Annotated in this window: 11 protein-coding genes, 1 tRNA gene and 1 other annotated feature; of the genes, 1 reads left to right on the top strand and 11 read right to left on the bottom strand. The window is 32.1% G+C overall.

Translation table 11 applies throughout. The features are described 5' to 3' along the window. Positions 1–233: 233 nt before the first annotated feature. From PG914_RS05945 to PG914_RS05930, 4 genes are all read right to left on the bottom strand, one after another. Positions 234–319 (bottom strand) — tRNA-Leu (locus PG914_RS05945). Positions 320–383: 64 nt separating this feature from the next. Continuing rightward, positions 384–1,565, bottom strand: a complete 1,182-nt coding sequence (locus PG914_RS05940; protein WP_488822796.1) for a peptidase U32 family protein — start codon at positions 1,563–1,565, stop codon at positions 384–386. Next, complete coding sequence (locus tag PG914_RS05935; protein ID WP_488822795.1) at positions 1,558–2,427, bottom strand: peptidase U32 family protein; 870 nt, start codon at positions 2,425–2,427, stop codon at positions 1,558–1,560. Before PG914_RS05935 ends, PG914_RS05940 begins: the two co-directional genes overlap by 8 nt. A gap of 111 nt (positions 2,428–2,538) precedes the next feature. Beyond that, the gene (locus tag PG914_RS05930) at positions 2,539–4,227 is read right to left on the bottom strand and encodes a DAK2 domain-containing protein (protein WP_488822794.1); all 1,689 of its coding nucleotides are present in this window, start codon (positions 4,225–4,227) and stop codon (positions 2,539–2,541) included. A 313-nt stretch (positions 4,228–4,540) separates the two neighbouring features. Between PG914_RS05930 and rpmB the strand changes: the two genes are divergently transcribed. Further along, positions 4,541–4,729, top strand: a complete 189-nt coding sequence (rpmB, locus tag PG914_RS05925; protein WP_488822793.1) for a 50S ribosomal protein L28 — start codon at positions 4,541–4,543, stop codon at positions 4,727–4,729. 23 nt (positions 4,730–4,752) lie between these two features. Here rpmB and PG914_RS05920 read toward each other — a convergent pair whose 3' ends face one another. From PG914_RS05920 to PG914_RS05890, 7 genes are all read right to left on the bottom strand, one after another. Beyond that, a complete protein-coding gene (locus PG914_RS05920; protein ID WP_488822792.1) occupies positions 4,753–5,385 on the bottom strand; it encodes a thiamine diphosphokinase in 633 nt (210 codons plus the stop codon). After that, the gene (gene rpe, locus PG914_RS05915) at positions 5,385–6,017 is read right to left on the bottom strand and encodes a ribulose-phosphate 3-epimerase (protein ID WP_488822791.1); all 633 of its coding nucleotides are present in this window, start codon (positions 6,015–6,017) and stop codon (positions 5,385–5,387) included. Before rpe ends, PG914_RS05920 begins: the two co-directional genes overlap by 1 nt. Before the next feature lie 11 nt (positions 6,018–6,028). Continuing rightward, the gene (gene rsgA / locus PG914_RS05910; protein ID WP_488822790.1) at positions 6,029–6,979 is read right to left on the bottom strand and encodes a ribosome small subunit-dependent GTPase A; all 951 of its coding nucleotides are present in this window, start codon (positions 6,977–6,979) and stop codon (positions 6,029–6,031) included. A 13-nt stretch (positions 6,980–6,992) separates the two neighbouring features. Beyond that, a complete protein-coding gene (gene rlmN / locus PG914_RS05905) occupies positions 6,993–8,012 on the bottom strand; it encodes a dual-specificity RNA methyltransferase RlmN (protein WP_488822789.1) in 1,020 nt (339 codons plus the stop codon). Between the two features lie 71 nt (positions 8,013–8,083). After that, the gene (gene pheT, locus PG914_RS05900; protein ID WP_488822788.1) at positions 8,084–10,435 is read right to left on the bottom strand and encodes a phenylalanine--tRNA ligase subunit beta; all 2,352 of its coding nucleotides are present in this window, start codon (positions 10,433–10,435) and stop codon (positions 8,084–8,086) included. 12 nt (positions 10,436–10,447) lie between these two features. Continuing rightward, a complete protein-coding gene (gene pheS / locus PG914_RS05895; protein ID WP_488822787.1) occupies positions 10,448–11,449 on the bottom strand; it encodes a phenylalanine--tRNA ligase subunit alpha in 1,002 nt (333 codons plus the stop codon). A gap of 55 nt (positions 11,450–11,504) precedes the next feature. Then, positions 11,505–11,715: a binding site (T-box leader), on the bottom strand. 8 nt (positions 11,716–11,723) lie between these two features. Continuing rightward, complete coding sequence (locus tag PG914_RS05890; protein ID WP_488822786.1) at positions 11,724–12,446, bottom strand: Bax inhibitor-1/YccA family protein; 723 nt, start codon at positions 12,444–12,446, stop codon at positions 11,724–11,726. Between the last annotated feature and the right edge of the window lie 72 nt (positions 12,447–12,518).

Here is a 12,518-nt window from a genome sequence, read left to right as displayed (position 1 = left end):
AATTACTCGCTAACCTTTTTTTAGTTATCTACTCATTTCATTATTATATTTTTCTAATACTTCAATCTCTTTATTACCAAAACCAATGAGTTTACTTCTATTAAAGACTACTTTGAGAGCATCTTTAATAACTTTAATTAAAACATCATAATCTTAACAAAAAAATAAAAAATGCACCTAATCAAGTGCATTTTTTATTCTGGATTCAAATTAAATATTGATTATAAATCTAATGGTGAACGAGATGGGACTTGAACCCACACGGGAAACTCCCATAACGACCTCAACGTTACGCGTATACCAATTCCGCCACCCGTCCATCTTCAGCCCTTAAATAATAACATTTAATGAGCTAAAAATCAATATTTTAGTTTTTTTATTTGTTAAGTTCTTGATGCTCTTAACATGTCGTAAGGTTTTACTTCAAACGGAATCATTAATTTGATTAATTGGTTCGCACGAAAGGCACGATCCATTGGCTCACCTTCCATTGAATACATAATTGTATTTTCAAATGATCTTGATTCAAAGTTAGGTGATAAAACTTCTAATGTTTCTAACCTGAATACATTTTTAGTTTCAATTGTTGCAAGTTTTGTTTCTTTATCATAATCAACTACAAGTCCAACAAAGTTTTGCATCACACGTTCACTACGACGTTCAAATAACTGTTGCTCTTCAGTTGGTAAACCATAGAAGAACCCATGTGAAGTTTCTCTGTTTTCTGCTAATTTTAGTTCATTCTCATATTTTTCAAAATCAGCAACCATGCCTGTTTGTTGATACTCATCAATGAGTCTGCGGTATGTATTAACAACAGTTGCAATATAGTGTTGAGATTTCATACGTCCTTCAATTTTTAATGAAGCAACACCCATATCAATTAATTTTGGAATTTCACGTACTGCAGCTAAATCTTTTGACCCTAGACTAAATGGTACATCAGTATCCTTAATTCCATCTTTTTCTAAGTCAAAGAACCAACGACATGTATGCGCACAACCACCGCGGTTTGCATCTCTATTAGTTAAATGATTTGATAGAGCACAACGTCCTGAGTAACCAGCACACATACCACCATGAATAAAGACTTCAATTTCAGCATCGACATTTGTTACAATATGTTCAATTTCTTTTAAGTCTAGGTCACGTGCAAGTACCACTCTTGTTGCACCTTTTTGATGAAAATAATTAACTGTATTAATATTCATCGCTGATTGCTGAGTTGATACATGCACTTCTAAAGAAGTGTGTTCTAGTGCTGTATTAATAATTAATGGACTTGCAGCAATGATGGCATCAACTTTAGCTCTTTCTAATACTTTTAAGTATTCAATTAAACCTTCTTTATCTTTTTGATGTGGAATAACGTTTGTTGTAACATATACTTTTTTTCCACGTTCATGAGCAAACTTACAACCTTCAATTAAATCATTTTCATCAAAGTTTGAAGCATTGGCACGTAAACTAAAGTGTTTACCACCAATAAAGACTGCATCTGCTCCATAAATAATGGCTGTTTTTAATTTTTCTAAATTACCTGCCGGTGCTAATAATTCAATCATTTTCTTCACCTTTAATCGTTACTTCATTTGTTAAGAAAGCATCAAGATATGTTTCTTGGTATTTAAGATTGATTTCATCAATTGTTTTTAAGCCTTTATATAAAGCGATAATATCTAAGCCATATGCATCATCTTTTAAGAACGTATCGATAACTAGATAATCAACAACCTTACTTAATTCATTTATATATGGGTAAGTATGGAAGATATGTCCTCTAAAAACATGGGTTCCAGCATAATCTTGATATACCGGGTATTCTTCATTGACTCTTTTCTTTTCTTTTAGTCTTAATGTTTTATTAAATGATAAATTATCATCCTTTTTTTGATAACTATTAAAAGATGTTAACAATGGACGTTTTGAATAAAACATCGCCATATGTCCATGACCAAACATAAATAATTGATATTTTTTTAATGATCCAATCTCTAAAACATCATTTAAAGTGATTTCTCTTGATACATATGCTCCTTTAATATGGTAAGTTGCAAGATCATTAAAATCTTCATCATTAGTGAGTAGTGTTTCTGGATTATAAACGAACTTAGATTCTAAGCCTAACTCTTTGAACATATAAAGTAGACCTAAATCAGCACCAATAAAACCAGTTATTTTTTCAACTGGTAATGACTTTACGTATGATTTAACAACTTCAATTTCAAAATCTGTAAATAGTTTGTTAAATAGAACAAATACTTCCTTCTTAGCTTGAAATATCGTATCAATTGCAACGACTATCTCATCCTTAAAATCATGTGTAATGGTTTTTGCAAAGCGACCATCACCTAAAATAAATCCATCTGCAAGACTAAAAAATGACTCTATATTATCTAAAGAATGGATTGTTGTTAGTATTTTCATAAGTAACCCTCGTTTTCCAGTATCAATAATACTATTATTGAAAACCTAAGTCAAAGAAAGTTATAAAACAAAAAAGTGGCACGACAATGTGCCACAATTTTAAATGTGTTTTTATTCTACTGCTAAGATATATGAATAAATATCTTGTTTACCATTGATTGCTTCAACTTCACAATCTTCATTTAACTCTGATACATAAGCAACAACTTCTTCAAGTTCTGCTTCTTCAACAGCTGCACCATAGAAGATTGTAACAATTTCAGAATCATCACTTACTAGAGTCTTTAATAAACCTTTAATTGTTTCTAATCTATCTTTAGTAGATAAGATGATCTTACTCTTAGAAATACCAATATAATCACCAGCTTCAACTTTAACACCATGCATTTCTGTATCACGAACAGCGTAAGTTACTTCACCAGATTTTAAATTGTCTACAACACTTTGCATTGTTTCAGTATTTTCTTCTAAAGTAATGGTTGGATCAAATTGAATTAATGAAGCATAGCCCTGAGCAACAGTCTTAGTCTTTAATACTGATACATTATAGCCTTCAGTTAACTTAGCAGCTTGTTCAGCAGTTAAGATAATATTTGAGTTATTTGGTAAGATAATTACATTTTCAGCATTGACCTTTTCGATTGCTTTAATGAAATCTTCTGTTGGTGGGTTCATTGTTTGACCACCATCAACGATATAGTCAACACCAAGCTCTTTAAGAGCTTCTTTAGTACCTTCACCTTGAGCAACAGCAATTAGACCATATTTAGCACGTGGTTTTTTAACTTCTACTGTTTCAGGTTTAGCTTCATGAGAATGGTCATGATCGTGTGAATGATCTTGTCCAGTGATATTTGAATGTTGTGATCTCATGTTTTCAATCTTAACGGTTTTAAGTTCACCAAACTTTTGTGCAAGTGTTAATGCAACACCAGGTTCGTTTGTGTGTACGTGTACCTTTAATAGATCTTCATCTGTTACAACAACTAACGAATCACCCATTTGTTCTAATGGTCTACGAACATTGTTCACATCAAATGATTCCCAATTAAATAATTGGACAATGAATTCAGTGCAATAACCGAACTTAATATCAATTTCACCAAGTGCGTTTGCACCAATATATTCTTCATGTTTTACTTGCGGGTTGAAAGATTTTTCTTCTTCAGCAAGAATTTGACCTTCAAGGGCCATCATCATACCTTCGATGATTTTAATAAATCCAGCTCCACCAGAGTCAACAACACCAGCTTCTTTTAATACTGGTAATAGTTCAGGTGTCTTATTTAGAGTTTCTTTAGCTTGTGTTAGATAAACTTTTAAAACATCTTCAATAGATGTTAAGTTCTTTTGTTCTTGAAGAACACGCTCAGCAGATTCTCTGACCACAGTTAAAATAGTCCCTTCTACAGGATCCATAACTGCTCTATATGCCATTTGATATCCGCCCACTAAAGCTTGGATAAATTCTTTGATTGTAACTGAACCGTTATTAATTTTAGAAATTTCAGAGTATACACCGCGGAAGAACTGAGAAAGAATAACTCCTGAGTTTCCACGAGCTCCCATTAATAATCCTCTGGATAGAATTTTACTAACATCAACAATAGAATTTGAGTTTAACGCAGTGACTTCTTTAATACCCGCCATCATGGTCATCTGCATGTTTGTTCCCGTATCACCATCTGGTACCGGAAACACGTTAAGGTGATCCACTTCCTTATGATTATTCTTTAAGTGGATAGCCCCGTTGGTGACCATCTTTTTAAATAGTTCACCACTAACCTTTTTATTAGACATAATTTTCCTCCGATTCGTTCTCTCGAAAACGAATTTTAGCCATGATTAAATTGAGTTAATTGTATTTAATTTTAAATTCGAATTATTGCGAAGATAATTCGACGTCAACTAGTATATCACTAATGTAAAATAAAAGCAATAATGCAATACACTATATGATTATCTTAATTATAACACAGATTTACATAAGTAAAGTCATATACTTTATATGTCTTATACCTATGGTATATAGTTTTGATTTTTTTTAACTGTTAGTTGTTGCAATTTAAAGATATATATGTTAAGATAAGTAAGGCGTAAAAGGAGTGATACTATGGCTAGATGCTATGTAACTGGTAAAACTACATCATTTGGTAATAAACGTAGCCACGCTTTAAATGCAACTCGTCGTACTTGGAAAGCTAACTTACAAACAGTTAGAATTAAAGATGAAAACGGGAATGTAAAAAAAGTTAAAGTTTCTGCTAAAGCATTAAAGAAACTTAGCTTAGAGCGTGCATAATTAATTACATTTGATTAAATAAACTAAGGCGTATTTTGCCTTTTTTTATTATCTAAAATCGTTAATATGACTAAAATTCGGCCTTTTTTCACTGCAATTTGACCAAAATTAGCAGTTATTTCATTAGAAATACCAATAACTTGTTCAGGTTTTAAATGATAATCTTTTAAAGGATATTTGAATCCTTCAAGTGAAATTGTGGAATTCTCCTCAGCAAAAATATTCACATATCCATCAAATTTAACTGTATGATTACCTTCACTTAAACTAAATATTTCTGACTGATCATTAAGTATCCTTAAATTAGGATACTTTTTTATTAAGGTAATATTAGCTAGTGTATGCTCAATACGTTCACCACCTATACCACCTAGTAAAACAGTTTCCTTAACCTTTAGTTTAGCTGCTAACTCAATGGCTGCCTCAGTATCTGTTTGATCCTTTTCCTCAGGTAAAATAATCACATTTTTAAATGATTTGACATAAGATAATGAATTATTTGAATCAAAATCACCAATAGCATAATCGAATTTTATTTTTTCCCCAATGAGAAAAAAGACTGCATCATCCACTGCGATGATGTAATCTTCTTCGTTTTTTTGGCGTAAAATATTCAAATTATTAATAAATGGATAGGTTACGATATATGCTTTCATTATTTTAATGAATCAATTCGTTCTTTTCTATTTTCAAAGTTAAAGATATAAGTGCCCGCAACAACAATTGTTGCACCAGCTTCGGCAACTTGACGCGCAGTGGTTGCATTTATACCACCATCAACTTCAATTTCGTATGTATAACCATTTTCAGCTTTAATACGTGCTAATTCTTCAATTTTCTTTAGTTGACCTTGGATGAACATTTGTCCACCATAACCAGGTTCAACACCCATAACAAGCACTAAATCTACTTTATCAAGGTATGGAAGAATGTAATCAACTCCAGTTGAAGGTTTAATACATAATCCAGCTTTTTTACCTAAATATTTAATTCTCTTTAAACTTTCTGCGAAACGATGGCATTCAGCATGCACAGTAATAAATTCAGTCGTTGGAAAATTCACTTTGTCGATCCACTCTAATGGATATTCAACCATTAAATGGATGTCCATCGGTAACTTAGTTAAGTTACCAATTTGTCCTGCAATCATTGGTCCAAATGAGATATTATTGACAAAATGTCCATCCATAATATCTACGTGAATATAATCTGCATCATTTTCTACAGACTTTAACTCATCTTCTAAACGAATGAAATTCGCAGTCAAGATCGATGGTGCAACTTTCATTTTGAAACCCCCTAATATTTTTCTTTTCTTGTTTTTAATTCCTCGATGAAAGAAAGATAACTTTCATATCGAGATTTTAAGATTTTTCCCTCTTTAACATCAAGTTTTACTTGACAGTTTGGTTCACTTATATGATAACAGTTACTTCCGAATTTACAACTATGTTCAACTTCCCTAAAATCTATGAAGTAGTCTTTAACTAATTGATAATCATGGGATTCAAACTCGATTTTAGAAAAACCTGGAGTATCTGCTATATATCCACCACCAAAAGCGTAAATTTCAGAATGTCTAGTTGTATGTTTACCACGACCAAGTGCATCTGAAATTTCTTGGGTCTTTAACGAAAGTTCTGGAATTAATGCATTCATTAAAGTTGATTTACCGACTCCGGTTTGACCTGCTAATACAGTAATTTTATCTTTGAAAATTGTCTCTAAGACATCAAAACCGATTCTAGCTTTACTATTCACATAGTGAATGTCATAAAAAGGCTCATAAAACTTGAGATCTGCTTTAAGTTTTAATAAAGTTTCTTGATCAATTAAATCAATTTTTGATACCACAATAATAGGTGTTAAATTGTGATGTTCTAGGATAACCAAGAATTTATCCAAAAGGTTGAAACTAAAATCTGGTCTAATTGCTGAAAAAACCAATAAAACCTGATCAACATTGGCAACATCCGGTCTTTGAAGTTCGTTTCTACGTTCCATGATTTCTGTAATCATGTATTGTGTTGAAAACTCATATGAAACGATATCTCCGACTTTAGGACTTAAAACGATGTCTTTAACATCTTTTTTAGTCTTTTTAGTGGCATTTTTATTAAAGCTTGAGTCTTTTTCAACTCTTACTTTTCTAAATTTACCACGGGCATAGCCTTCATAGGATTCACCTGTTTCTAAATCTTTAAACGTGTATAATCCACCGATTAATTTAGTAACTAATGCTTGTTTCAAACAAATCTCCTTATTATAGATGTTGACTTCTTAATTGTCCACATGCAGCATTGATATCATGCCCTTGTTCACGACGAAGTACTGCAGTAATCTTATTATCTTTTAGAATCTTAAAGAAGGCTTCACGACGTTCAAGTGTTGAACGTTCCCATGGAGCTTCTTTAACTTTATTGTATGGGATTAAGTTAACATAAACATTCATACCTTTTAGTAATGCAGCTAATTCTTTTGCTGTCTCTACTGAGTCATTAACTTCTTGAATCATAATATACTCAATCGTTACACGACGGTTAGTTACGTTAATATAATATTTGATTGCATCAATAACTTCTTCAACATGGAATCTGTCATTGATCTTCATTAATTTAGAACGAATTTCATTATTTGGGGCATGTAGTGAAACAGCTAAGTTCACTTGAATACCTAAATGAGCAAATTCTTTAATCTTAGGTACTAAACCTGATGTTGATACAGTGATGTGTCTTGCACCAATCGCTAAACCTTTTGGATGGTTAACAATTTGGAAGAATTTAATTAAGTTCTTCCAGTTATCAAACGGTTCACCAATTCCCATAATTACAATACTAGAAATTCTAACACCTGAGTCTTTTTCAGTCTTAATAATTTGACCAACAATTTCCCCAGCTGATAAATCTCTTTGTTTCTTTAAAATACCTGAAGCACAGAATGAACATCCAATATTACAACCCACTTGAGTTGTCACACAAGCAGACATTCCATAATTGTGTTTCATTAAAACTGTTTCAATTAAATTAGCATCATGTAAGTCATATAAGAATTTGATTGTACCATCATCTGATACATTTTTAATAACAAGTTCCATTGTGTCAAAAGTAAAATTATTAGTCATTAAATCAACTAATTCTTTTGGAACGTTATTCATTTGATTGAAGAAATCAATCTTCTGTTTGTAAATCCAATGCCACACTTGGCCTGCACGGAATTTAGGAAATCCGTTTTTAACGATAAACTCTTCTAGTTCATCATAAGTCAAATCATAAATTAAGTTCATATCATCATACCTTCATTCTTAATTATACAAGAAAGTCTTTTATTTTTCTAAAGAAAAAGAGCATATCGCTCTTAATCCCTCATTTTCACTTTAAATTCAAAGCCTAATCTGTTCTTAATTGATTTTAATGCTTTTTCAACTTCTTCAGTCTCTAAAGTCTTTTCTTTATTATTGAAAGTGATTGAAACTGCTAAAGATTGATGTCCATCTTCAACGTTTTTACCTTGGTAGACGTCAAATAATTCAACATCAGTAATGAGTTTTCTAGCAGTTTGTTTAATTAATTTTAAGACATCACCGACTGCATATTCTTTTGAAATTACAAACGAAATATCACGCGTAATTGATGGGAATCTCGATACTGTTTCATAAGATAATTTTTCATTTACTTTTGAAATCAATGATAAATCAAATTCAAAGGCAAAGACATCTTCTAAATCATAGTCTTTAGCAACACTTGGATGGATTTTTCCAATCACACCAACTTTTTGTCCATCAACTAAGATATCTGCTGCAATACCAGGATGGAATCCTGAAATCTCAGCATTTTTCTTTAACTCAGGCACTAATCCAAATCTTGATAATACTTTATCTAATAATCCTTTTAAGACAAAGAAATCAACTGCTAATGATGATTTAGTAAATGATAATTCTTGGAATTTACCAGAAAGTGCAACACCGACATGATTTCTTTCATCATTTTTAGCAAACACATGACCCATTTCAAAGACAAAAATATTTTCAATTTGACGTTTTCCATGATATGAAATATTTTGAAGTAATCCACCTAATAATGATTGACGTAAATATTTACGATCTTCACTCATTGGTGTTAAAACGCCAGTTACTTCTCCAAATTTAGGGAATGCTTCAATTGATTTTTGATCAATTAAACTATAGTTAATCACTTCATTTAAACCTATTTCAGCAAGTGTGTGTCTTAATTTTCTTAAGTTCTTTTGTGCAACTGTTAAGCCGCCTTTATTTGTAACTGGTAATGGCGTTAATGGAATTTCATCATATCCATAAACACGGGCAATTTCTTCAACAACATCAGCATGAATATTGATATCAAAACGATAACCTGGTGCTTGAACAAGTAATTCATTACCATCTTCGATTGAATAGTTTAATCTTTCTAGTAATGAAATGATTTCTTCTTTAGTTAGGTTTAAGCCTAATTCACGATTGATTTTAGGAACATTTAATTTAATAATTGGATTTTCTGGTGCATCTATATGTGCATCATCCATACCTTCATAAACTTCTGCATCTGCTAAATCAACTAAAAGTTGGATTGCTTGTTCCATACCAAGCATCACACGTTCTCTTTCAACACCGCGTTCATAACGAAGTGATGAATCACTTCTTAAACCTAAACGACGTGTTGTTTTTTGGATTGCACTAGGTGCAAAAAGTGCTGCTTCTAAAATAATCTTAGTTGTATTTTCATCAATTGCTGAATTAGCAAGTCCCATCACACCACCAAGTGCAATTGGGTTTTTACCATCTGTAATAACAATATCTGTATCAACTAAAGTTCTTTCAATTTCATCAAGTGTAACAACTTTTTCACCATCTTTGGCATTTCTTACAACGATCTTATCAGAGTTAACCTTGTTAAAATCGAATGCATGAAGTGGTGTGCCATAGGTAATTAAAATGTAGTTTGTAATATCAACAACATTATTAATTGGTCTGATATCTGATTGAATTAAAGCATTTTTTAACCACCATGGTGATTCTTTAATCTTAACTTCTAAAACCGCTGCATTGTAATCGTAACAAGTGTCATTTTTAATTTCTACGTGTAAATGTTCGTGTTTATGCACTGGTGTATATGTTGTTTGTGGGATGTAAACTGGTAAGTTTAGCATTGCCCCTAAATCATGTGCAAAACCTAAATGAGATAGTAAATCTCCACGATTCGCAGTCATGCCTAAGACTAATTTGTTACCATCAAGTCCAAGTGCAGCCAGTGCACTTTGGCCTGGTGTAACTTCATCTTCAAAAACAAAAATGCCTGATTGATATTTTTCTGGGATATGTTTTTCATCAAAACCTAATTCTTTTAATGAACAAATCATACCATTTGATTCAACCCCACGCACCATTCCCTTTTTAATTTGGAAATCACCTGGTAGGACTGCACCAATTTTAGATACAATCACGTATTGCCCTGCTGCAACATTAGGTGCACCACAGACAATTTGTAAAACTTCGTCACCTACATTAACAGTTGTAATGTGTAAGTGGTCTGAGTTTGGATGGTCAATACATGTTAAAACATGACCAACCACTAAGTTAGTTGCAGAGTTTATTGGCAGATAATCATCAACTTCAATAATTCTTTTATTTGTAACTTCTGATAAATTTTCTGGTAAATCAATAAATTGCTTTAATATATTTTCTAAAATGTTCATGATTTGTTCCCCTTAAAATTGGTTTAAGAATCTAACATCATTGGTATAAAAATGTCTGATGTCATCAATTCCGTATTTTAGGATTGCGATTCTTTCTATACCAATACCGAATGCAAAACCATTCATAACATCTGGATTATAACCACCCATTCTTAAAACATTTGGGTGAACCATACCAGCACCTAAAACTTCAATCCAACGTTTTGAACCATCTTTTTTAGTAAACATCACATCGACTTCAACTGAAGGTTCAGTAAATGGGAAGTATGAAGGACGCAGTCTAATCTCTCTTTCTGGTCCAAACAGATGACGAGCCATACCTAAAAGAACAGCTTTTAAATTAGCAAAGCTAATATCTTTACCAACCACTAAGCCTTCACATTGCATAAATTGGTGTGAGTGAGTTGCATCATCTGGGTCACGACGATATGTTTTACCTGGTGAGATAATAGCAATCTCCTTACCTTGTGCTTGTAACATAAAACGTGCTTGAACTGGTGATGTATGTGTTCTTAATAATTCTTTTTCAGTCACATAAAATGAGTCGTGCATTTCACGAGCAGGATGTCCTTCTGCAAGATTCATCATTTCAAAGTTATATAAATCTTGTTCAAGTTCAGGGCCTTCTGCAACATTAAATCCTTGTCCAATGAAATAATCTTCTAAGTCTTCAATGACTTGGTTTAAGATATGCACACCACCTGTTTTAAACTTATAACCTGGAAGTGTGACATCAATAGATTCTTCACTTAGTTTTTTGTCTAATTCTTTAGTTAGAATAACATTCTTAAAGTTAGTAATTAACGCTTCCATTGCCACTTTAGCATCATTAATCCATTTACCAAAAGTAGGTTTTTCTTCATTTGGCAATGTTTTAATTAGTGGCATCATTTGAGTTAATTCACCACTTTTACCTAAGTATTTAACACGTAGTGCTTCCACTTGATCAAGTGTCTCTGCACTTTTAATTTCAACCTCTAATTGGCTTACTAGGCTTTCAATTTTTTCTTTCATGATTTAACCTCTCTTCTTTCTTAATAAAAATAAAAAGTCCTTAAAGTATTTCTACTCTAAGGACGAGTTTTAATCGCGGTACCACCTTAGTTCGTAAAGTCATAACTCTACGCCACTTAATTATCTTTAACGGGATTATCCGAGATAGATTTTACCTATCCACTCAGTAACCGAATTCAACTAACGCTACATGCATGCTTTCACCAAATCCATGCTCGCTTCTAATTGCGCTTTTTAATTTACTACTGTTACATCAACGATTTACTTTATTATACTATCTATTTCTTTGTAGAACAACTAATAATCTTAAGATATTAATGTAAATATAGATTAAAGTAATCATGAAGCCTAAAGCAGCTGCCCATTCATACTCTTTTCCAAGACCCATTGCAATCACTTGGTCAGCTCTGTTAAAGTCAAGTGTTAACATAAATGCACCTAACACAACTGAGAAAATTGAAATAAATAATGCAAGACCAAAGTTATTTGCAAGTTCAACCAAAAATACCGGATTAGTTAATGACATAATTGATACAACTAATGTCCCAACTAACATTGAAATAAGTGATCCAATAACAATCTTTCTTAATAATGCTGAACCTCTTAATAATCCTGTGTTATATAAAACTAACATCACAACGAATACCACAGCTGTACCCATCATTGCAGTTGCACCAACACCAGGGAAAAATTGGTTTAGATAATAAGTAACGATACCATAAAGTATACCTTCACTCACACTATATACAATACCTGCAAGCATAGATAATTTAGGTTTAAACATTGATACTATTACTGCAATAAATGCAATAATCCCAGAAACAATTAATAATGGTTCTAATACATTTACTGGAATATATATTGAAAGGAATCCAGAAATTACTGTAATTGCTAATAAAATAAATGTTTTTGTTGAAATCCCAGCTTTGGTTGCTACTTTATCAGTTGCATATCCATTTTTGCTAAGACTAGAGAAAATTGGATTTGAGCTTTGCATTTGAAATCACCTCTTGTATTCACTAACGCTATTATACAACATAAAAAAGTTATTGCGCTTTGGTGCATTTAA

This window comes from Acholeplasma sp. ORD1043 (assembly GCF_057808485.1).
The sequence above is the reverse complement of the archived record's forward strand: the minus strand, read 5'-3'. Positions and strand labels throughout refer to the sequence as shown.

Coding starts and splice junctions, on each gene's coding strand:
- pheT (WP_488822788.1), bottom strand. CDS start 10,435: ATGAACATTTTAGAAAATATATTAAAGCAATTTATTGATTTACCAGAA.
- rlmN (WP_488822789.1), bottom strand. CDS start 8,012: ATGAACTTAATTTATGATTTGACTTATGATGAACTAGAAGAGTTTATC.
- PG914_RS05920 (WP_488822792.1), bottom strand. CDS start 5,385: ATGAAAGCATATATCGTAACCTATCCATTTATTAATAATTTGAATATT.
- PG914_RS05930 (WP_488822794.1), bottom strand. CDS start 4,227: ATGTCTAATAAAAAGGTTAGTGGTGAACTATTTAAAAAGATGGTCACC.
- rpe (WP_488822791.1), bottom strand. CDS start 6,017: ATGAAAGTTGCACCATCGATCTTGACTGCGAATTTCATTCGTTTAGAA.
- PG914_RS05940 (WP_488822796.1), bottom strand. CDS start 1,565: ATGATTGAATTATTAGCACCGGCAGGTAATTTAGAAAAATTAAAAACA.
- PG914_RS05935 (WP_488822795.1), bottom strand. CDS start 2,427: ATGAAAATACTAACAACAATCCATTCTTTAGATAATATAGAGTCATTT.
- rpmB (WP_488822793.1), top strand. CDS start 4,541: ATGGCTAGATGCTATGTAACTGGTAAAACTACATCATTTGGTAATAAA.
- pheS (WP_488822787.1), bottom strand. CDS start 11,449: ATGAAAGAAAAAATTGAAAGCCTAGTAAGCCAATTAGAGGTTGAAATT.
- PG914_RS05890 (WP_488822786.1), bottom strand. CDS start 12,446: ATGCAAAGCTCAAATCCAATTTTCTCTAGTCTTAGCAAAAATGGATAT.